The organism is Marivirga sp. (assembly GCF_024636815.1).
GTDB lineage: Bacteria > Bacteroidota > Bacteroidia > Cytophagales > Cyclobacteriaceae > Marivirga.
Genome location: NZ_JAGXGF010000071.1, coordinates 1 through 20,291, shown reverse-complemented (window position 1 = coordinate 20,291; position 20,291 = coordinate 1). Strand labels below are relative to the sequence as shown.

Sequence of the window (20,291 nt, the reverse complement as noted above, 5' to 3'; positions counted from 1 at the left end):
GGGATAGGAAAAGCCTTTCCATATAATCCAATATACTGCGTTGTCTTCCCTCGATATAGCCCGCTATATCTTCTAAAAGACGTCTTGTCTATTGAATTATATGAAAATCTGAATTTACAAATAAGAGTCGAACTCAGGTTATTAACTAATTATTTCAAAGTGGAAGGACAAACATAATCCGTTGTAGGAATATCAGTCTCGCTTATGGCCTTAAAACCACCTGCTATATCAACTAATTTGTGAAATCCTCTTGATTTCATGATTGATGCAGCAATTACAGATCGATATCCACCAGCACAATGCACATGATATTCTTGATTTTTATCTAATTCATCAAAATTGTCATTGATATAATCTAATGCGAAATTCTGTGCATCTTCTACATGTTCTGACTGGAATTCAGATGGTTTTCTAACATCTAAAACAGTTAGATTACCAGATTTTAATTCTGTAGCAAATTCAGTAGCTGGAATTGATTTTATACTATCCGTTTCTTTTCCTTCAGCTTTCCATGCGTTGATTCCGCCTTTCAAATAACCTAAAGTATTGTCATATCCTACTCTTGATAAACGAGTTACGATTTCCACTTCTCGTCCCTCTTCGGTTATGAATACGATTGGCTGTTGTAAATCAGGAATTAAGGCACCTACCCAAGGAGCAAAACTTCCATCAATACCAATGAAGATGGAATTTGGAATATGTTCTTTAGTAAATTCTTCCTGGTGTCTTGTATCTAATACTAAAGCGCCCTCATGATTTGCCATTGCTTCGAATGTTTCAACATCTAAACCAACATTACCTTTCTCTAATATTTTATCTAAACCTGAAGTATCTGCAGATTTATTCATAGCCACATTCTGAGCAAAATATTGTGGAGGAGGTAATAATCCGTCCGTTACTTCTGCAATGAACTCTGCTTTTGTCATATCCGCTCTAAGCGCATAATTTGTTTTTTTCTGATTACCTAAAAGGTCAGTAGTCTCTTTACTCATGTTCTTACCACAAGCAGATCCCGCTCCATGAGCTGGATAAACCACTACATCATCAGGCAAAGTCATAATTTTATTTCTTAAGCTGTCGAAAAGCATTCCTGCTAAATCTTCTTGCGTGATTTTGCCTGCTTTTTGTGCTAAATCTGGTCGTCCCACATCACCAATAAATAAAGTATCGCCACTAAATATGGCCTTCTCATTTCCTTCTTTATCTATTAATAAGAAAGTTGAACTCTCTAAGGTATGACCAGGAGTATGTAAAACTTTAATTTTGATATCTCCAATTTCGAATGTCTCTCCGTCTTTAGCTTCGTGCATATCAAAATTTGTTTTAGCACCAGGACCATAAACAATAGTAGCACCTGTTTTTTCTGCTAGGTCAACATGACCTGAAACGAAATCTGCGTGAAAGTGAGTTTCAAAAATATATTTAATTTTTGCTCCGTCTTTTTCTGCTTTTTCAATATAAGGAGCAGATTCTCTTAATGGATCTATAATAGCAACTTCGCCATTGCTTTCTATATAGTAAGCGCCTTGCGCTAAACATCCAGTATAAATTTGTTCTATGTTCATAACTCTAAATTAATTTCTTTTTTAAACTTGTCACAAATATACGGCAGTGCGCAAAAGTGGATTGTAACATCAGTTACTGATTGTTTGAAACTGTCCATTCTATCGATTTAAAGCCTATTTTTAAAGAATCTCAATATAATTTCTCCTCTGCTCTATCTTATCCTCTTTCTCTAATTTCTTTAGAAGCCTTGAAACCACTACCCTGGAAGTATTCAATTCATTTGCAATTTGCTGATGTGTTTTCTTAATTTCAAATGAACCGCTAGCAATTTTCTTATCTAATAGATAATTATAAAGTCTTTCATCTAGCTTCATAAATACCATGCTGTCGATAGCATGTAATAATTCATCAAATCTGGTCTGATATGAATTGAAAATAAATCTTCTGAAACTATGATATCTAGTGATCCAATTATCTAGATTGGATACAGGCATCATCCACAATTCTGAATCTTCTTCTGCTACTACATGAAATGAACTTCTTTTGCCTTCCAAACAACATGTAATGGACATGGCACAAGTTTCCCCGCCTTCTAAGTAATATAGAAATACTTCATTTCCATTTTCATCATTTCTCATCACCCTCAATAAGCCCGACATGACTAAAGGCATTTCCTGTGCTTCATCATCTGAAGTGATAACAGATTGACCTGCTTTAGCTTTTTTAAGGCGTCCTACTTTTAATATTTCCGCTTTTACCTCAGGTTCGAAAGGGGATCGGTCTAATACTTCTTTTATTTTATCGTTCATTTATTCACAACAGTTTTCTATACAATTTAATAAATTCTTAATTTCTTTTTTTGCTGAAGAGTAGTAAATCTTTCTACCTTCCCTACGGAAACTCAAAACTCCTGCTTCTTTTAGAGCTGCTAAATGATGAGATAATAAAGACTGTTCGCAGTTTTTCAACTTTTCACAAATTTCATTTACCGTCATTTCGCCATTAGTTAGTAACAGCTGTACTATCCTTAATCTGTTCTGATTGGCAACTGCTTTCAAAACTTTTGCCATAGCATCTAATTTTTCATCGGACTTTTGAACTTCCATCACTTTCATATCGTAATATATGAAAATTTGTTTATATATTGATTTGAAGATTTTTGATAATTCCGTAGAGGAAAAATATATGTCTAAAAAAATTGAAGCTAATAGCATAAAAAAAACTTTCCCGGTTACAGGAATGAGTTGCGCTGCTTGTGCAAGTAGCGTGGGGTCTACTCTAAAGAGTACTAAAGGCGTGCAGGATGCAGATGTGAATTTCGCAACTCACACTGCATGGGCTACTTTTAATCCTGATGAAGTCTCTCTTGAAGATTTAAAAACAGCTTTGCAGGGAGTAGGTTATGACGCTATCATAGAGGAAGAAAATGTGGCTGAAAAGCAGGAGGAAGCCCAAATGGCTCAGTTTCTAAAAATTAAGAGGAGTTTGATTGGTTCGGCTATCCTTTCCATTCCTGTTTTCATCATTGGGATGTTCTTCATGAACTGGCAAGTCGGTCACTACATATCACTGCCTTTGTCGGCTATAGTTTTGTTCTATTTTGGAGGACATTTTTTTACTGGTGCATGGAGACAAGCTAAAAACGGTAAAGCCAATATGGATACTTTGGTGGCTTTAAGTACAGGTATTGCTTTTGCATTAAGTGTTTTTAATACTTTCTATCCGGAATTTTGGCTGCAAAGAGGTTTGGAAGCCCATGTTTATTACGAAGCAGCCGTAGTCATTATCACCTTTATATCCTTAGGGAAATATTTGGAAGAAAAAGCCAAAACCAATACTTCCTCTGCCTTGAAGAAACTGATTGGCTTGCAACCTAAAACCTTGATAGTTTTAGTAAATGGAAAGGAAGAAGAAATTCCTATCAATGCTGTAAAAGAAGGTTTCGAAATCTTAGTGAAACCGGGTGATAAAATTCCTGTAGATGGTAAAGTGGTCAGTGGAGAGTCCTATGTAAATGAAAGCATGATAACTGGCGAGCCTGTTCCTGTTCAAAAAATTGACGGAGCGAAAGTATTTGCTGGCACCATCAATCAAAAAGGAAGTTTTACTTTTAAAGCTGAAAAAGTAGGTGGGAATACTTTACTGGCGTCTATTATTGAACGTGTAAAGGAAGCCCAGGGAAGTAAAGCTCCTGTCCAAAAATTGGTAGATAAAATTGCAGGTATATTTGTTCCTGTAGTAATAGGGATAGCTATTTTGACTTTTGTTCTATGGCAAATTTTCGGTGGTGATAATGCATTAACTCAAGGTATGTTATCTGCTATCACGGTATTAGTGATTGCCTGTCCATGTGCTTTAGGTTTAGCCACTCCGACTGCCATAATGGTGGGAGTAGGAAAAGGTGCAGAAAATAACATGCTTATCCGTGATGCTGAAAGTTTGGAAAAAGCTTATAAGGCAGATGCCATTATTTTAGATAAAACAGGAACGATTACGGAAGGAATGCCATCAGTTGTGAATCATCAATGGTTTTCAGAAAATGGCAATATCAAATCTATTCTTCATCAAATTGAGTCTAAAAGTGAGCATCCATTAGCTGAAGCTGTCCTAAATCATTTAAAATCAACTGAGTTATCGGCTGTGCAAATTAATGCTTTCGAAAGTATTTCTGGTAGGGGGGTGAAAGCAAAATTGGCTGATCACAATTATTTTGTGGGCAACAATGCACTTATGCGAGAACAAAAAATTGAAGTGAATGATGAGGTTCTAATTTTAGCTGATGAATGGGAGTCAAAAGGCCAAACGGTTATTTACTTTGCTGATGAAAATCAAATCCTGGCGCTGATTGGAATAGCTGATAAAATAAAAGAAAACGCAAAATTAAGTATTCAGCAATTGCGTGAGAGGGGAATGGAAGTTTATATGCTGACAGGTGATGCAGAAAAAACAGCACGCGCAGTAGCAGATGCAGTTGGAATAGAGCATGTGAAAGCTCATTTGATGCCAGCGGATAAATCCGATTTTGTGAAAGAATTACAATCCAAAGGGAAAGTAGTGGCTATGGTAGGGGATGGAATAAATGATTCTGAAGCCTTGGCTCAGGCAGATGTTAGCATTGCCATGGGTAAAGGCTCTGATATTGCTATTGATGTTGCCAAAATGACTTTGATAGGTTCAGATTTACAAAATCTTCCAAAGGCATTTCATTTGTCTCAATTAACAATAAGAGGTATTAGACAAAATCTTTTCTGGGCATTTATATATAATATAATAGGAATCCCATTGGCAGCTGGTTTGCTCTATCCTTTTACAGGGTTTTTATTGAATCCCATGATAGCTGGAGCAGCGATGGCTTTCAGCTCAGTTTCGGTAGTACTTAATAGCTTGAGATTAAAGAGTATGAAACTATAAAAAAAGAAATTTTAAAAAAATAACTTACAATTGTTTGATAATATAGACTAAAAATTTAATTTCATCTCGAACTATCAACATTCTTATGAAATCGATCTTATCAATAATCAGCATTATTTTTTTATTCATTCTGGGGTTTGAAGCTGAGGCACAAAACAAAATTGTAATTGACGATAGAACTTCAGTTCTCAATGCTGAAGTTGAAAACCTACTACAGAAAAAATTTCTGGAGAAAAATTTATATTTGACAAATTCTGTAGATTTCAGGGATAAATGTGATTATTATTTTTCTACAATTTTAAAGACAGAGAAAGGGTATGCACTTGAAGTTAAAGACTGTGATGATAAAAAATTAGGGTCTGTTTTTGCAGGTTCAAATCTTGAATCAATTTCAAATGAAGAAAAAGCGGTTATTATTTTATATAATCTTTGGGAAATAATTGATAATCCAAACACTACCGAATCAAATCCAACTAATACGGAAAAGGAAGAAAGCGTACATCCTGATTCAATAATTGCTGAACATGACTCTCGTTATTTCTTTGCGCCCTCTGCATTGCCCTTAAAAGAAAGTGAATTGTATTATAATTCCTTGTATTTTTTGCTTCATGATTTTCAATATGGTATAACAGACAGACTTACTGTTGGAATGGGCACAACTATAATTGGATTGCCTGTTTATTTCACGGCTAAATATAGTATTCCTATTCAGGAAAATTCTCATTTGGCATTTGGTGATATGTTGATGGTGGGTACTTATGGTACTAACTTTTTCGGTAATTTGGCTTTTGCAACTTATACCTATGGAAATAGCCATAATAATTTTTCGATTGGTGGTGGGCATTTACTTTTTAATACAAGAAATAATACTGAACAAAGTTCTTCAGTTGTTGGAAATATTGCAGGGATTATCAGAGCAGGAAAACACTTTTATTTCTTAACTGAGAACTATTTATTCAATTTTCAAACAGCGGAATTTGCTTATAAAAACACTTTTTTACCAGATGGTTCTGTGATATATCAAGAGGGTGAGTACAATGTTCGTAGAAATATCTGGTATGGTTTAACAGGTATTAGATTTGTAAGAAAAAGTAATGAATTAGTGAGTTGGCAATTTGGTCTAACACATATGCTTATTGTAAATTCAAAAATACCAGCGCCTTATAATTCCTCGGATTGGAATACGTACGATTATAATGGAGGTACTAGAATGATTGCATTTCCTACTTTCTCATTTACAAGAAAATTTAAATTATAAAGGCTTTAGAAAATATTCCTGAATAACCTTATTAAAAGAGAAACAATTAGACTAGCCGACAACATCGTAGTAATAGGAAAGTAAAATCTAAAATTTTCTTTTTCTATTCTAATATCTCCGGGAAGTTTCCCTATCCATTGCAGCTTGTCATGGAAAAAATAAATAATGATGCCTGCTATAATTATAAAAGCACCAATTATTATCAAATATTTACCTAATGAGTTATTCATTTATTTTAAATTCTAAACTAGAATAAAGTTTTTCCTTTAAACGGGATAATAAAATTCTGTTTACTTAATGAACTTAATTATAGCATTAAACTTTTTTTTGTCTTTAGCAGACAGGTTTTTTTGTGTTAAGGTCTTAATGTTTTCTAAAAACATTATCACAAATAATAGCAGTAGCCATTGCGGCATTTAAAGATTCTGCATGACCAATTTTAGGAATTGTTACACTATCTGTGATCAAAGAAATAAGCTCCGGATGAATCCCGTGCGATTCATTCCCAATCACTAAAAGCCCATTAGCTTTGAATTTAACCTGGTGGACATTTTTTCCTTCCAGTAAAGCTCCGTAAATTTTTCTCTTCTTGTTTTCTGCTAAAAATTCTTTCAAATCTCTTCGGTATAAATTAGTTCGGAAAATGGAACCCATTGAAGCACTAATCACTTTCGGATTGTAAAATTCTGCAGTGGTATCCGAACAAATGACGTTTTGAATCCCATACCAATCCGCTAATCGAATGATAGTGCCCAAATTTCCTGGGTCTCTAATATCATCCAAAACCAAATCAAAGCTTTTTGAATGGTAGGTAAGTGGTGTTTTTTCATGTACCACCGCCAAGGCATCAGTATTGGTCTGAAATGCGCCTAAAGCACTTAATTCTTTTTCTTTTACAAGGATTGGCTCAATCTCAGAACTATTAATCTCCTTTTGATGTCTATTCAAAAAATCTTCACTAAGGATTAAATATTTTAATTTATAGGAAGAATTTAATAATTCGAGCGTATTTTTGGCTCCTTCAACTGTAAATAAACCTTCTTTTTGTCGGAATTTCTTTAATTGAAGAGATTTGATGAACTTTGTATTATTCTTAGTAAGCATTTATTCGATAGCACTGAAATTGATTATAAAAGTAATAAAATCCTTTCTGCTGGTCAGCATCATATTTTTCACATCTTGTGTAGGTACTAGATATCTCAAAGATGATGAAAAACTTCTTTACAAACAGAAGATTAAAGGTAACGAAAAAATCTCTTCTGATAGATTAGATGATCTATTTACACAAAAAGCAAATAGAAGAATTATTTTGTTGCCAATTTCCCCTTATGTAGCTTTTTATGAGATAGGGAATAAATATTATGATAAAGATGAGGTTGAGCAAGAAAGAGAGAAAGTAAGAGAAAAGCTATCTAAAAAAATAAATATTGCCAGGAAGCAAGAAAAATTTAATAGGGTAACTCGATTAGAACGAAAACTCAATAAAAAAACTGAGAGACTTTCTACTAAATTGGAAGAGGGGAATCTTTTGATGCGATGGGGAGAACCTTTGACTATCTACGATTCCACTTCAACTGAACGGACCAGAGATCAAATACAACTATTTTTGGAATCCAAAGGGCTTTTTGATGCTGAGGTGGATTATGAATTGAAATATAGAGGTGTTAAAAATAAAAGTGTAATTGTAATTTATGAAATAGAAGAAAATAAATCCTATAAAATCGATACTGTATTTTATGATGCTGGAGAAGATAAAGTAATGATGAGTGTCCTTGTTGGCGCCAGAAGAAACAGTTTAATTAAAAAGGGAGATAATTATGATCAGAGTAAATTGACTGAGGAAAGAGAAAGAATAGAAAATATTATGAAAGATAATGGCTATTACACTTTCTCAAGACAATTCGTAGAATTTAATGTTTTTCGTGATCCTGATACTACCGCATTGGCTATAGAAGTTCTGATCAATAAACCTCAAGATGACAAAAGTCATAAGCGTTTTAAATTGGATAAGGTGAATTTTACAACCGATGTTAACACTCAACTTGGAGGTGAAAAAAGGACTGAAGAAAAATTCAATTCTATAAATTATTCCTATTACGAATATTCCTACCGAAAGAAAATTTTAGACCAGAGAGTATTTTTAAGGCCTGGTGAATATTACAGTTTGGAAAAAACGTTAAATACCCAGCGCCAATTGGCTAACCTGGATATGTTTCGATTTGTAAATATAAAATACGATACAGCAGGGGGTGATTTTGTGGCCAATATATTTACCAGCCCATTAGAAAAATATCAATTGAGTAATGAAGTGGGTGTCAATGTGAACGTTACTTTCGGTTTGCCGGGTCCTTTTTATAATGTGTCTTTAAAAAATAGAAATCCCTTTGGTGGAGTAGAAATAATGGAGCTCTCCGGTAGATTAGGATTTGAAGGAGTAGCAAATTTATCGGATCAAACACAAATTACTACTGCAACAGAAGCAAGAGCCAATTTATCTTTAACTTTTCCACACTTTTTATTTCCTCTAGGAACTCAATTGAAATCTCGCTTTGCATTATTGAATCCAAAAACTAAAACAGGTTTAGGATTTAATTATACTGAAAGACCAGAGTATGTTAGGAGTAATTTAAATGGCTCTTATGGTTATTCGTGGCAGAACAAAAAAAGATGGATTTTTGATCTTACTGTTACGGACGTTAATTTAATAGCATCTGAGTTAGACTCTGCTTTTAATGATGCATTAGAACAGCAAACCCGATTTGGAAATCAGCTCAGAAGATCATTTCAACCTTCTTTTGTATCCAGTAGTTCTATCAATATTTCTAAGAACTTTAATAATTACGGACAAAGCAGAAGTCAGGCAAGCTTTATTAAAATATACGCGGAAACAGGAGGAAATTTGTTAAATATTAATGCGCTCCAAGAAAATATTGAGCAATCCTCTTTGGCTTATTTCCAATTTATAAAGGCTTCTTTTGATTATAGAACCTATATACCTTATGGAAGAGAAAGTACTCTTGCTTATCGCTTTAATGTTGGAATTGCCAAGCCCTACGGTGATTTTTCTGAAGGTATTTTACCTTATGAGAAATATTATTTTGCTGGAGGTAGTAATAGTATAAGGGCTTGGGCACCTAGGAGATTGGGGCCGGGAAGTTATGTAGCAAAAGACGATAAAGGTAATTTCATTTACAGTTTTGAACAGCCGGGAGAAATCATACTTGAAACGAGTATAGAAATAAGGCGAAACCTTATTAACTTCTTAGACGGAGCACTTTTTATTGATGCGGGTAATGTTTGGTCCTTTTCAGAAAATGAAAATCCAGGAAGTGATTTTCAATGGAATAGATTTTATAATGAAATTGCTATTGGAACAGGCTTTGGTTTAAGAGTAGATTTTTCATTTTTGATACTTCGATTTGATTTCGCATTCAAATTATATGATCCAGCCAGAGACCAAGGGGAAAGATGGACAATTAATGAATGGAATTTAGGAACTAAAAGTAATTACGGCCCAGCACTAAATATAGGAATTGGTTATCCATTCTGATTCTTCTTTTTTCGGAAGATGTTTTTAATTTCCTCAAAGGACTCTTCAAAACTGTCAGCAATGTCTTTAAATACCTCTTTATTTTCATCGGTAAAGTGATTAAAGTCATTTTCTAATGATTCTTTGTTACGCTTTAATTCATTTAATCTTTCTTTTAACTCCAGTTTTTCGGAAATATTACTATTACTAATTTCTGAAAACAAGTGGTCTATTTTCTTCCCTGCCTTGCTAAAGAATTCTTCTGCTTTTCCTTTTTTTTGTTCCATGTCTATATACTTATTGCGCCTTATAAATCAAAGTTAATAAATATTATAGGGAGTTGTTTTATTAATTTAAGAAATATATCATTACTCTAATGAGGGGTCCAAAGATTCAAATCGAGACTATTTTATTTAGATTCCTTATTGTCTCTTTGTTCTTTTAAGAATTTTTCGGGAGTTCTTTTTTTGTACCATTGCATTACTCCATAACTTAAGAAAAAACCAGAACCTGCACCTTCCATAATAATGATGAAAGAAATCAAAAATGCATTAAGATAGCTGCCAAATGGCTCTACAGTTTTTATTTCCAGCAAAAAATCAGGATTAGATAAAAGGTAAATGAAGATGAATATGGAAAATGCAAGGGACGAACTCACCGCAGTAAGCATTCCGGTTCCAATTCCTTTAAAATAGTCGAAATTGTTATTTTTCTCCTTGATTGATTTTATGGAGTAAAATACCCCAGCACCCATAATAACTATGTTCAATGCTCGAAGTTCCAAATTATGATCTAATCCAACTGCGTGCATGATTAGAAAATAAGCAACCAAACCAATGAAAACCATAATCCCACCTAAAAGTCCGTTATATTCAATTGAATCTTTTTTCATAGTATTTTTATGATTGATTAAATATGTAACACACCATTTGCTTAATTGTTGTTACTTAATCCTATATAGAATAAATTTCAACCCAACTTATAATTGATGATAATTGAGTATTTCATCGAATAATTCATGAATTTCCTTGTGTATCCTTTATATTTGTGATTGAAACAGATTTCGAGATATTGATGCTTAAAAAAGCTCTGAAAATTAATTTTGTATTCCTATTAATTGTAAGCTTGCTTTTATCTGCATGTGCAAGTCAAGGAGGCCGCAAATCAATGCCAAAGAAAAAACCATTGCCCTGTCCGGTGAAAGATTGTTAATTTATGAGAAAAATAGTTATTGCCATCGATGGATATTCAGCCTGCGGAAAAAGTAGCACTGCCAAAGAAGTGGCAAACCTGCTTGGCTATAGTTATATCGATTCAGGTGCCATGTACAGGGCAGTTACTTTGTATTTCCACCAAAATCATATCACTATAGATAATCCTAAGGAAGTATCAAAAGCCATTGAAAATATTAATATTTCTTTCATTTTTAACGAAAGAAAGGGATCTAGCGAAACTTATTTGAATGGCTTGAATGTTGAGGGGGAAATTCGAAAAATGTATATCTCGAATCAGGTGAGTAAAATCAGTGCTATATCGGAAGTGAGAAAAAACATGGTAAACCAACAGCGGAAATTGGGAAAAAAGAAGGGTGTGGTAATGGATGGAAGAGATATTGGTTCAAATGTTTTCCCCAATGCTGAATTAAAAATTTTCATGAAGGCTGATTTGGCTGTAAGAGCCGAAAGAAGGCAAAAGGAATTAATGGAAAAAAATCAGTTAGTCCCAATCCCTGAAATAGAAGAAAACTTATTGGCTCGTGATAAAATGGACTCAGAAAGAAAGGAAAATCCATTGGTAATCCCTGATGATGCATATATTTTGGATACTAGTGAATTGACTTTGCCAGAGCAGGTAGAATATGTTTTAAATTTGGCAACAGAAAAAATGATTAAACATGATGTCTAAACTTAAAGTAACTATAGACCAAGATTCTGGCTATTGCTTCGGTGTAGAATACGCTATCAGAATGGCGGAAGATGCAATGGAGGACTCTGATAAACTATATTGTTTGGGTGATATAGTCCATAATGATATGGAAGTTAAGCGATTATTCAATAAGGGTTTAAGAGTAATTAACCATGAAGAGCTACAAGAGCTGCATGATTGTAAAGTACTTATTAGAGCCCATGGAGAGCCTCCTGAGACGTATCGAATAGCAATGGAAAACAATATAGAGCTCATAGATGCTAGCTGCCCTGTGGTTTTAAAATTGCAGAATAGAGTGAAAAACGCTCATGATAAAATGTGTACTGATAAAGGACAGATTGTTATTTATGGAAAAAAAGGTCATGCAGAAGTGACAGGCTTAGATGGGCAAACTAATGGTAATGCAATCATTGTCATGGATGAAACTGATTTAGAGGAAATAGATTTTAAAAGACCAGTTACCTTATTTAGCCAAACGACAAAAAGCACATCCGGCTTTTATAATATAAAAGAGAAGATTGAAAACAGACTAAAACTGGCTCAAGCGGATCTTAAAGAGGGGAATTCAGCCATGCTAAATGCCAACGATAGTATTTGCAGGCAGGTATCAAATAGAGAACCAAAACTAAAAGAATTTTCAAAACAACATGATGTAGTTTTGTTTGTAAGTGGTAAGAAAAGCTCGAACGGAAAAGCGCTTTATCAAGTATGCAAAGCTCAAAATGTTAATAGCTACTTTATAGAGAATGAAGAAGAGGTAGATTCTAGTTGGTTTGAGGGTAGAGAAAGTGTGGGAATATGTGGCGCTACCTCTACCCCAATGTGGCTCATGGAAACAGTGAAAAATTTTGTAGAAAATATTGAACACCAAAGCCTTCAAAGCTGTTAATTAAAAAGTTATAAATTCATTTAATCATGTGTGCTAATAATACACTAAAAGATTTTTTTTAGCAAAATAATTCTTAATTTTGCCTCAATTTCAAATAAGGGTTCATTGTTAAATAAAGACATGTCTCATACCATTAAACTTAAAAAAGGTTTTGATATAAACTTAGCTGGAAAAGCTGAGAACAAAATATCAAATGCACCTAAACCAGAAACATTCGCAATCAAACCAACTGACTTCCCGGCTATTACAAGGCCTAAGTTATTGGTAGAAGAAGGTGACACTGTTAAAGCAGGGACTCCTCTAATTTATGATAAGATGGCGCCCGATGTATTATATTGTTCTCCAGTTAGCGGAGAGGTAGCTGAAATCAAAAGAGGGGAAAAGCGAAAATTATTAGAATTAAGGATTTTAGCTGATAAGGAAAATGATTTTGAGGACTTTGGAAAACATTCCAAGTCTGATCTCAAATCATTAGATGCTGGGAAAGTTAAAGAAACGATGCTTAAAAGCGGGGTTTGGCCCAATATTATCCAAAGACCCTATGGTATCGTAGCTAATCCTGAGGATGCTCCAAAGGCAATCTTCATTTCTGCATTTGACACACATCCTTTAGCTCCAGATTATAATTTTATTTATAGAGAAGAAGCGGAAGCATTTTCAGTAGGCTTAGAGGTGATTAAAAAACTCACTGAAGGAAAAGTGCATATCAATATTTCTGAAGATAAAGAAATGTTGAAAATGTTCAGCCAAGCAGAAGGTGTTCAAATCAATAAGTTTAGTGGTAAACACCCTTCAGGAAATGTAGGAGTTCAAATTCATCATATTGATCCTATCAATAAAGGTGATATCGCTTGGACAGTAAAGCCTTACGGTGTGATCCAAATTGGTAAGCTTTTCCTATCAGGGAAATATGATGCTTCCAAAAAAGTAGCCTTAGCAGGTTCAGAAGTAAGTGAGCCTCAATATTATCAAACTTTTGTAGGCGCTTCAATCAAAAATATTGTAAAAGATAATATTTCTGGAGACCATGTTAGATACATTTCGGGAAATCCTCTTACTGGAGAACGAATTGATGCTGATGGATATATAGGTTACTATGATGAGCAAATAACAGTAGTTCCGGAAGGAGATTTTGAAGAGTTATTAGGATGGATTAAGCCTACTACATCAAAATTAAGTTTCCATAGGGCTATTGGTTTATTATCTTTCTTAAATAAAAAGAAAGAATATGTATTAGATACTAATACCAATGGAGAAGAAAGAGCTTTTGTTTTGACTGGTGAGTTTGAAAAAGTTCTTCCTATGGATATTTTGCCTAATTACTTGTTCAAGGCTATTATGGCAGAGGATTATGATGAAATGGAAGCTTTGGGCATCTTCGAATTAATAGAAGAAGATGTTGCATTATGTGAATTTATTGATGTTTCTAAACATGAGCTTCAGGCCATTCTAAGAAAAGGAATCAATTTAATGATAAATGGATAAAAGGTGATTAATCCTAGTGATTAATATCAATTAATATAATCATACTATAAAATATGAATCCAATACAAAAATTCTTCGATAAAATTGAACCTCTTTTTGAGAAAGGGGGGAAATACGAGAAGTACTATACATTGTACGAAGGTCACCGAACTATTCTTTTCAGACCTAAATTAGTAACATCTAAGAAGGGAGTACAAGTTAGAGATGCAAATGATTTGAAGAGAACCATGTTTACCGTTGTGATCGCCATGATTCCTTGTTTATTATTTGGGATCTGGAACATAGGTCATCAGCATTTCTTAGCTATAGGTGAAACGGCAACTTTTATTCAAAAAATAGGAATCGGTGCTATTCAAGCAATTCCTATTGTTATAGTTTCTTATGCAATAGGATTGGGTACAGAATTTGCCGTCTGTGTTATTCGTAATCACCCGGTTAATGAGGGGTTCTTGGTAACAGGTATGTTAATTGCCTTAATTATGCCCCCAAGTATTCCATTATGGCAAGTTGCTTTAGCAACAATCTTTGCTGTAATCATCGCTAAAGAGGTTTTTGGTGGTACTGGTATGAACGTTTTAAACGTGGCTTTAACAGCTAGAGCATTTTTATATTTTGCTTACCCTACCGATATTTCCGGTGAGGTTTGGACTTATTTAGGTGATGCAACTGCTGTTGATGGGTATTCCGGAGCAACTGCTTTGGCTGTTGCATATGATACAGCTTTAAATGGAACAGGAACCGTGCTTGAATCTTTCTCAGGCTTTTGGGCAGAAGGAATGTATTCATTTAAAAATATGTTCCTAGGTGCAATTCCAGGTTCAATAGGAGAAACTTCTACTTTAATGGTACTGATAGGAGCCGCAATTCTAATCGCTACAGGAGTTGGAAGTTGGAAAATTATTTTTAGTGTATTTGCCGGAGCTTGGTTAATGGGCTTAGGGTTTAATGCTGTAGGGGTTAATGCTTTTATGGATATGCCAGCTCATTATCACTTAGTAATTGGTGGTTTAGCTTTTGGAGCCGTATTTATGGCAACTGATCCGGTATCGGCAGCCCATACAGAAACAGGTAAATGGATTTATGGATTTTTGATAGGTATATTAACGGTAATTATCAGAGTAGTTAATCCTGCATATCCTGAAGGAATTATGCTAGCCATTCTCTTAATGAATGTATTTGCTCCATTAATTGATCATTATGTTGTTGAATCTAATAAAAATAGGAGGTTAAAACGTGCGACAGTCTAATTATTACGTAATATTATTTTCCGTCATACTCACAGTAGTCTTAGGCGGATTGTTAGCAGCTACATCTGAAGGTCTAGGGCCTATTCAGAAAAAATCCATTGAATTGGATACTAAGAAACAAATTTTAGGTGCTGTTTTAGAAGTAACTTCTGAAATGGATGTCATTGAAACCTACAATAAAGCAATTAAATCTGAAGTGACAGATTACGAGGGTAATATTGTTTCTGAAAATGAAAAGGGGGAACCTATCGTTGCTGAGGATGTTAATGTTGAAAAACAATATAAAAAAGCACCAGAAGAAAGACTATATCCTGTGTTTAAATATTATGGTAAAGATGGGGGAGAAGAAATTGAATCTTATATTCTTCCAGTTTATGGTAGTGGTTTATGGGATAATATTTGGGGTTATATTGCATTAGATACTGAAGGAAAAACTATCAAAGGTGCAGTATTTGCTCATGCAGGAGAAACTCCAGGGCTTGGTGCTAGAATTACTGAGGATAAGGTTCAAGCTAGATTTGAGGGTAAAGAACTTTATAACGATCAAGGTGAATTGGTGTCTGTTAAAATGCTGAAAGGTGAAAATAATCCTCCTGGTAAATTGGACGAACATCATGTAGACGGAATGTCTGGAGCCACAATTACAGGTAATGGTTTAAATGATATGTTGAAAAATTATTTCAAGTATTACCAATCATATTTTAACAAAAAAGGGACTACTGCCTCTTTATAATCTAAAGAAATTAAAGATATGAGTACAGAAACTGTAGATAAACCAGTAAAAAAGGAATCGGAAGCTTTTTTCTCTAAAAGGAGAAAAAAGATTGTAACCGATCCATTAAATGATGATAACCCAATTACGATTCAGGTTTTGGGTATTTGTTCAGCACTTGCAGTAACTACGCAAATGAAGCCTACAATGGTAATGTCAATTGCGGTTATTTTTGTAATAGTTTTTTCAAACTTAATCATTTCATTATTAAGAAAATTAATTCCCAATCGTGTTAGAATTATCGTTCAATTGGCGGTTATTGCAACATTGGTAACTTTGGTGAATGAGGTATTGCAAGCATTTGCTTACGATATGTATAAAGAATTAAGTGTATTCGTTGGTTTGATTATCACAAACTGTATAATTATGGGGCGTTTGGAAGCATTTGCCTTAGCTAATAAACCTTATGACTCAATACTCGATGGCTTGGGTAGTGGATTAGGATATGCTTGGATTATATTAGCTGTTGCTTTCTTTAGAGAACTTTTTGGTTCAGGTGCAATCTTTGGTTTTGAAGTACTCAAAGCTATTGGTTTCTCAGCTGATGGCTGGGTTGGAATGGACTATCAAGCAAATGGTATCATGGTAACTCCAGTGGGTGCCTTCTTTATATTAGGGCTTATCATTTGGGTTCAGAGAAATAAAACAGGATACGTAGAAAATTAATCGCTAAAATTTTAGACAATGGATTTAATTAACTTAGGAATAAAATCAATTTTTATAGAGAACATGGTGTTTGCCTACTTCTTGGGTATGTGTTCTTTTTTGGCGGTTTCTAAAAAGGTAAGTACTGCTTTTGGTTTAGGATTAGCCGTAATTTTCGTATTAACAATCACAGTTCCAACGAACTGGTTATTAGGGGAGTTTATTTTGAGAGAAGGAGCTTTAACTTGGTTAAGCAAAGACTTAGCTAGTATTGATTTAAGCTTTTTGAGCTTTATCATGTATATAGCTGTAATTGCATCTATGGTGCAGTTAGTTGAAATGGTTATAGAAAAAACCTCTCCTGCATTATATGGTTCTTTAGGTATTTTCCTTCCTTTAATTGCTGTAAACTGTGCTATTTTAGGGTCATCTTTATTTATGGACCAAAGAGAATATAATTTAGCAGAATCAGCTGTTTATGGTTTTTCTTCAGGAATTGGATGGTTCTTGGCAATTATTGCTTTAGCTGCTATACGTGAAAGATTAAAATATTCGAATGTTCCTGATGGGTTAAAAGGTTTGGGAATTACTATGTTAATTACTGGATTAATGGGCATTGCATTTATGTCTTTTATGGGTATTTCAATATAACAGAATATTTATTAAGATAAATTCAAAGCCTTGATGGACCTCATCAAGGCTTTTTTCGTTGTAAAGAGAAATAGAATTATAATTTAGAATATGCGACAAAGAATTTTTACTAAAATAGCAAGTTTTTTTTTCAGAGGCTTATTATTTGTAGCTCCTATTGCTTTTACAATTTTGGTTATTCAAGCAGTTTTTAATTGGCTAGATGGTTTATTGCCTGTTAATATTCCCGGACTAGGAATTTTAATTTTGGTTTCAGCCATAATAGGAGTGGGCTATTTAGGGACTACTTATTTTATGAAGCCATTTTTTGAAATGTTTGAACACTTTATTACTAAAGTCCCTCTTTTAAGTCTTATTTATAATTCAATCAAAGATTTAGTAGGAGCCTTCGTTGGAGATAAAAAGAAATTTAATGAACCCGTCATGGTTCAGTTTGATGAAGCTGGAAAAATTTTTAAACCAGGATTCATTACAAGAAGTAATTTAAGTAAAGTAAATATGGAAGGCTTCTGTTCTGTCTATATGCCTCACTCATATAATTTCTCAGGAAATATTTTAGTAGTTAGGAATGAATTGGTTCATCCATGGGATGTTAATAGTACTGATGCCATGAAATTTATTGTTTCTGGGGGAGTGAGTGGAATTGAGGATATGTAATATATTACTATGTATATTAACTAAATGAATTTAAATAACCCATATTATTGTGATTAAAATAATAAAAAATAGTACCTATAAAATAATATAGTAATAAATATCTATTCTTAGTTTTATTGAGCGATGTATGTTATTATATTTATTTTTAGCCAAATGTGCATCATGAATAGGGGAGAAGTTTTGAATGTAAGAACAAAATACAAATCATTAATAAATTCAGGTTCAGTAGGAGATATTATTTCTGCCGTAATCATATGTATTGAATGTATTATTGCATCTTCCGTAATTTTAGTGAATATATTAAACTAACCTCTTTTAATTTACTGCAACTTCCCTTAATTTTCCTTTATGCAAAAGGAAAATCTTTTCACAGTTTATAAATCATCTGCCGGTAGTGGTAAAACTTTTACGCTCACTAGAGAATATTTAAAATTAGCTTTCCAGAATCCTGATCATTTCAAAAAAATATTAGCGGTTACTTTTACCAATAAAGCAACGCAAGAAATGAAAGAGCGGATAATTCAAAATCTTTTTGATTTCTCAAGCAATGTCCCATCCGATATGGGAGAACAATTAAAAAATATTTTAAGATTAACGAATAGCCAGTTACATATAAGGTCTAAGCAATTACTAATATCAATTCTTCATAATTATAGTCGATTTTCCGTACAGACTATCGACCGGTTTTTTCAAAATGTAATGCGTTCCTTTGCCAGAGAATTAAGTATTCAAGGTGATGGTGAATTACTTTTAAATACAGATGAAGTAAGACAAGCCGTTTTGGATCTACTAATGGAAGATATCAGTGACCCAAAGCATATTGCTTTAAAAAATTGGGTCATAGATTTTTCTATCAATAAACTAGAAGATAAAGGTAGATGGGATATCCGTAAAGATATTCTATCCTTCACGGAGGAATTGATGAAGGATGATTTTAAAGTCATTGAAAAAGCCCTGAATAAAGAGATTAGCAATTATGATAAGCTAAAAGTATTTAAAGACAAACTTAATAAAATCATTGCGCAATTTGAAAATACGCTAAATGGAATAAGTGAAAAGTCGTTTCAATTAATTGAAAATAAAGGGCTAACAGTAGAAGATTTTAGTTTTGGGAAATCTGGAGCTATTAATTTTTTCAATAAGATTAGCACTCGTGATAAGGTTTATGATTTATCTGAGCTTGTAAAAGGAAGAACAAAAGCTGCAATTGAAACGGAAGGTGAATCCTTAGCTACTAAAACTTCTAAAAAGAAAGAGCTTATTGTTCAAGTTTCATCAGAAGGATTAATAAGTTATTTCCATGAAGCAATTGAATACATTCAAAAGAATCTAAGTGAATATCGTTCAGCTGAAAATATTCTAAAAAACATTTATTTAATAGGTATTACACAGCATTTTAATCATAGAATGCAGGAATATAAAAAGGAAGAGGGTATTCAATTTCTTTCCGACACTACTCAATTTTTAAATCAGATAATTGGAACTGATCCAGCAGAAAGCCCTTTTGTTTATGAAAAAATGGGTAGTTTTTATGACCATTTTCTTATTGATGAATTTCAAGATACATCCACTTTACAATGGCAGAATTTCAAACCCTTAGTAGAGAATTCTCTGGCTGAAGGGAATGAAAATTTGGTGGTTGGAGATGTAAAGCAGTCCATTTACCGATGGCGAGGCGGAGATTGGAGGTTGCTTTTGAAAGGCTTAAAAGAGGATGTTTCTCCAGCATTTTATCATGAAGATGCCTTAAGCCATAATTTCCGAAGCAAACCTAAGGTAATTGATTTTAATAATACTTTGTTTTCTGCTTTACCTCAAATCATAAAAGCTCATGCGGTAAATAAGACCTCCAATAGTTTCACTGAGGATGTTGAGTATTTATTGCAAGATTTACCAGATGCTTATAAAGAAGTGTATCAAGAAAAGAAGAAGGTATATCCATATGATGGCTTTGTAGAGCTACAATTTTTTGTTGAGGAGGAAACAAGCGAGGGTGAAAAAATTAGTTGGAAAGAAAATGCTCTTGTGAAGTTCGTTCAGGACTTGGAGCGTTTACAGGATGCCGGAATACAACTTAAGGACGTAGGGATTTTGGTAAGAAGAAAAAGGGAAGGAATAGAAATTCAGGATTTTCTGGAGAAGTACAGAAAAGAAAATCCGCAGAAAGCAAAAGAATACAAATACAATATCATTTCAGATGAAACCTTGCTCTTGTCAAGCGCTCACATTGTGAATTTCCTTTTGAATTGCTTTCAATATTTATACACAGAGGATAAAATTGCGCTGGCTCAAATTAAATTCTATTACCAGAAAAT

Annotated in this window: 20 protein-coding genes; 13 read left to right on the top strand and 7 right to left on the bottom strand. The window is 33.7% G+C overall.

Annotation, left to right across the window (positions count from 1 at the left end):
• Nucleotides 1-149 precede the first annotated feature (149 nt).
• From Q0L29_RS05650 to Q0L29_RS05640, 3 genes are all read right to left on the bottom strand, one after another.
• On the bottom strand, nucleotides 150-1,565 hold the full coding sequence (locus tag Q0L29_RS05650; RefSeq protein ID WP_296619823.1) for a rhodanese-like domain-containing protein: 1,416 nt from the start codon (nucleotides 1,563-1,565) through the stop codon (nucleotides 150-152).
• Nucleotides 1,566-1,685: 120 nt separating this feature from the next.
• A complete protein-coding gene (locus Q0L29_RS05645) occupies nucleotides 1,686-2,315 on the bottom strand; it encodes a Crp/Fnr family transcriptional regulator (RefSeq protein ID WP_296619822.1) in 630 nt (209 codons plus the stop codon).
• On the bottom strand, nucleotides 2,316-2,621 hold the full coding sequence (locus Q0L29_RS05640; protein ID WP_296619820.1) for a helix-turn-helix transcriptional regulator: 306 nt from the start codon (nucleotides 2,619-2,621) through the stop codon (nucleotides 2,316-2,318).
• Nucleotides 2,622-2,691: 70 nt separating this feature from the next.
• Between Q0L29_RS05640 and Q0L29_RS05635 the strand changes: the two genes are divergently transcribed.
• Both Q0L29_RS05635 and Q0L29_RS05630 read left to right on the top strand, forming a co-directional pair.
• The gene (locus tag Q0L29_RS05635) at nucleotides 2,692-4,917 is read left to right on the top strand and encodes a cation-translocating P-type ATPase (RefSeq protein WP_296619825.1); all 2,226 of its coding nucleotides are present in this window, start codon (nucleotides 2,692-2,694) and stop codon (nucleotides 4,915-4,917) included.
• Between the two features lie 85 nt (nucleotides 4,918-5,002).
• Complete coding sequence (locus Q0L29_RS05630) at nucleotides 5,003-6,175, top strand: hypothetical protein (protein ID WP_296619818.1); 1,173 nt, start codon at nucleotides 5,003-5,005, stop codon at nucleotides 6,173-6,175.
• 5 nt (nucleotides 6,176-6,180) lie between these two features.
• On the opposite strand, the gene Q0L29_RS05625 is transcribed toward Q0L29_RS05630, so the two are convergent.
• On the bottom strand, nucleotides 6,181-6,405 hold the full coding sequence (locus tag Q0L29_RS05625) for a DUF2905 domain-containing protein (protein ID WP_296619816.1): 225 nt from the start codon (nucleotides 6,403-6,405) through the stop codon (nucleotides 6,181-6,183).
• Nucleotides 6,406-6,538: 133 nt separating this feature from the next.
• Nucleotides 6,539-7,279 (bottom strand): RNA methyltransferase, encoded by a 741-nt coding sequence (locus tag Q0L29_RS05620; RefSeq protein ID WP_296619813.1) that lies wholly within the window; start codon nucleotides 7,277-7,279, stop codon nucleotides 6,539-6,541.
• On the opposite strand from Q0L29_RS05620, the gene Q0L29_RS05615 reads away from it, so the two are divergent.
• Nucleotides 7,251-9,725, top strand: coding sequence for a BamA/TamA family outer membrane protein (locus tag Q0L29_RS05615; protein WP_296619812.1), 2,475 nt, complete (start codon nucleotides 7,251-7,253; stop codon nucleotides 9,723-9,725). The two genes, Q0L29_RS05620 and Q0L29_RS05615, sit on opposite strands and share 29 nt — an antisense overlap.
• Here the strand turns inward: Q0L29_RS05615 and Q0L29_RS05610 are convergent.
• Both Q0L29_RS05610 and Q0L29_RS05605 read right to left on the bottom strand, forming a co-directional pair.
• Nucleotides 9,713-9,991, bottom strand: a complete 279-nt coding sequence (locus Q0L29_RS05610) for a hypothetical protein (RefSeq protein ID WP_296619810.1) — start codon at nucleotides 9,989-9,991, stop codon at nucleotides 9,713-9,715. The genes Q0L29_RS05615 and Q0L29_RS05610 overlap by 13 nt on opposite strands.
• Nucleotides 9,992-10,113: 122 nt before the next feature.
• Nucleotides 10,114-10,596, bottom strand: a complete 483-nt coding sequence (locus tag Q0L29_RS05605) for a DUF4199 domain-containing protein (protein WP_296619809.1) — start codon at nucleotides 10,594-10,596, stop codon at nucleotides 10,114-10,116.
• 323 nt (nucleotides 10,597-10,919) lie between these two features.
• Here Q0L29_RS05605 and cmk point away from each other — a divergent pair, with 323 nt between their 5' ends.
• The 10 genes from cmk to Q0L29_RS05555 all read left to right on the top strand — a co-directional run.
• Nucleotides 10,920-11,609, top strand: coding sequence for a (d)CMP kinase (gene cmk / locus Q0L29_RS05600; RefSeq protein ID WP_296619807.1), 690 nt, complete (start codon nucleotides 10,920-10,922; stop codon nucleotides 11,607-11,609).
• The gene (locus Q0L29_RS05595) at nucleotides 11,599-12,519 is read left to right on the top strand and encodes a 4-hydroxy-3-methylbut-2-enyl diphosphate reductase (protein ID WP_296619805.1); all 921 of its coding nucleotides are present in this window, start codon (nucleotides 11,599-11,601) and stop codon (nucleotides 12,517-12,519) included. The genes cmk and Q0L29_RS05595 overlap by 11 nt, the downstream gene beginning before the upstream one ends.
• A 120-nt stretch (nucleotides 12,520-12,639) precedes the next feature.
• Nucleotides 12,640-14,004: a Na(+)-translocating NADH-quinone reductase subunit A gene (locus Q0L29_RS05590; protein WP_296619803.1), complete on the top strand. Its 1,365-nt coding sequence runs from the start codon at nucleotides 12,640-12,642 to the stop codon at nucleotides 14,002-14,004.
• A 53-nt stretch (nucleotides 14,005-14,057) separates the two neighbouring features.
• Nucleotides 14,058-15,251 carry an NADH:ubiquinone reductase (Na(+)-transporting) subunit B gene (locus Q0L29_RS05585; protein ID WP_296619801.1) on the top strand — a complete coding sequence of 398 codons (1,194 nt, stop codon included), beginning with the start codon at nucleotides 14,058-14,060 and terminating at the stop codon, nucleotides 15,249-15,251.
• Nucleotides 15,238-15,984, top strand: coding sequence for an NADH:ubiquinone reductase (Na(+)-transporting) subunit C (gene nqrC, locus Q0L29_RS05580; RefSeq protein ID WP_296619799.1), 747 nt, complete (start codon nucleotides 15,238-15,240; stop codon nucleotides 15,982-15,984). Before Q0L29_RS05585 ends, nqrC begins: the two co-directional genes overlap by 14 nt.
• A gap of 18 nt (nucleotides 15,985-16,002) precedes the next feature.
• Complete coding sequence (locus tag Q0L29_RS05575) at nucleotides 16,003-16,689, top strand: NADH:ubiquinone reductase (Na(+)-transporting) subunit D (RefSeq protein WP_296619797.1); 687 nt, start codon at nucleotides 16,003-16,005, stop codon at nucleotides 16,687-16,689.
• 18 nt (nucleotides 16,690-16,707) lie between these two features.
• Nucleotides 16,708-17,319 carry an NADH:ubiquinone reductase (Na(+)-transporting) subunit E gene (gene nqrE / locus Q0L29_RS05570; RefSeq protein WP_296619795.1) on the top strand — a complete coding sequence of 204 codons (612 nt, stop codon included), beginning with the start codon at nucleotides 16,708-16,710 and terminating at the stop codon, nucleotides 17,317-17,319.
• A gap of 90 nt (nucleotides 17,320-17,409) precedes the next feature.
• Complete coding sequence (locus Q0L29_RS05565; RefSeq protein ID WP_296619794.1) at nucleotides 17,410-17,976, top strand: DUF502 domain-containing protein; 567 nt, start codon at nucleotides 17,410-17,412, stop codon at nucleotides 17,974-17,976.
• 162 nt (nucleotides 17,977-18,138) lie between these two features.
• Nucleotides 18,139-18,285, top strand: a complete 147-nt coding sequence (locus Q0L29_RS05560) for a hypothetical protein (protein ID WP_296619792.1) — start codon at nucleotides 18,139-18,141, stop codon at nucleotides 18,283-18,285.
• 39 nt (nucleotides 18,286-18,324) lie between these two features.
• A partial coding sequence (locus Q0L29_RS05555) for an exodeoxyribonuclease V subunit beta (RefSeq protein ID WP_296619790.1) occupies nucleotides 18,325-20,291 on the top strand: 1,967 nt, incomplete at its 3' end.

Excerpts from the sequence above, each read along its gene's own strand:
- Q0L29_RS05650 (WP_296619823.1), bottom strand. The coding sequence starts at position 1,565 with ATGAACATAGAACAAATTTATACTGGATGTTTAGCGCAAGGCGCTTAC.
- Q0L29_RS05645 (WP_296619822.1), bottom strand. The coding sequence starts at position 2,315 with ATGAACGATAAAATAAAAGAAGTATTAGACCGATCCCCTTTCGAACCT.
- Q0L29_RS05640 (WP_296619820.1), bottom strand. The coding sequence starts at position 2,621 with ATGAAAGTGATGGAAGTTCAAAAGTCCGATGAAAAATTAGATGCTATG.
- Q0L29_RS05635 (WP_296619825.1), top strand. The coding sequence starts at position 2,692 with ATGTCTAAAAAAATTGAAGCTAATAGCATAAAAAAAACTTTCCCGGTT.
- Q0L29_RS05630 (WP_296619818.1), top strand. The coding sequence starts at position 5,003 with ATGAAATCGATCTTATCAATAATCAGCATTATTTTTTTATTCATTCTG.
- Q0L29_RS05625 (WP_296619816.1), bottom strand. The coding sequence starts at position 6,405 with ATGAATAACTCATTAGGTAAATATTTGATAATAATTGGTGCTTTTATA.
- Q0L29_RS05615 (WP_296619812.1), top strand. The coding sequence starts at position 7,251 with ATGAACTTTGTATTATTCTTAGTAAGCATTTATTCGATAGCACTGAAA.
- Q0L29_RS05620 (WP_296619813.1), bottom strand. The coding sequence starts at position 7,279 with ATGCTTACTAAGAATAATACAAAGTTCATCAAATCTCTTCAATTAAAG.
- Q0L29_RS05610 (WP_296619810.1), bottom strand. The coding sequence starts at position 9,991 with ATGGAACAAAAAAAAGGAAAAGCAGAAGAATTCTTTAGCAAGGCAGGG.
- Q0L29_RS05605 (WP_296619809.1), bottom strand. The coding sequence starts at position 10,596 with ATGAAAAAAGATTCAATTGAATATAACGGACTTTTAGGTGGGATTATG.
- cmk (WP_296619807.1), top strand. The coding sequence starts at position 10,920 with ATGAGAAAAATAGTTATTGCCATCGATGGATATTCAGCCTGCGGAAAA.
- Q0L29_RS05595 (WP_296619805.1), top strand. The coding sequence starts at position 11,599 with ATGATGTCTAAACTTAAAGTAACTATAGACCAAGATTCTGGCTATTGC.
- Q0L29_RS05590 (WP_296619803.1), top strand. The coding sequence starts at position 12,640 with ATGTCTCATACCATTAAACTTAAAAAAGGTTTTGATATAAACTTAGCT.
- Q0L29_RS05585 (WP_296619801.1), top strand. The coding sequence starts at position 14,058 with ATGAATCCAATACAAAAATTCTTCGATAAAATTGAACCTCTTTTTGAG.
- Q0L29_RS05575 (WP_296619797.1), top strand. The coding sequence starts at position 16,003 with ATGAGTACAGAAACTGTAGATAAACCAGTAAAAAAGGAATCGGAAGCT.
- nqrE (WP_296619795.1), top strand. The coding sequence starts at position 16,708 with ATGGATTTAATTAACTTAGGAATAAAATCAATTTTTATAGAGAACATG.
- Q0L29_RS05565 (WP_296619794.1), top strand. The coding sequence starts at position 17,410 with ATGCGACAAAGAATTTTTACTAAAATAGCAAGTTTTTTTTTCAGAGGC.
- Q0L29_RS05560 (WP_296619792.1), top strand. The coding sequence starts at position 18,139 with ATGAATAGGGGAGAAGTTTTGAATGTAAGAACAAAATACAAATCATTA.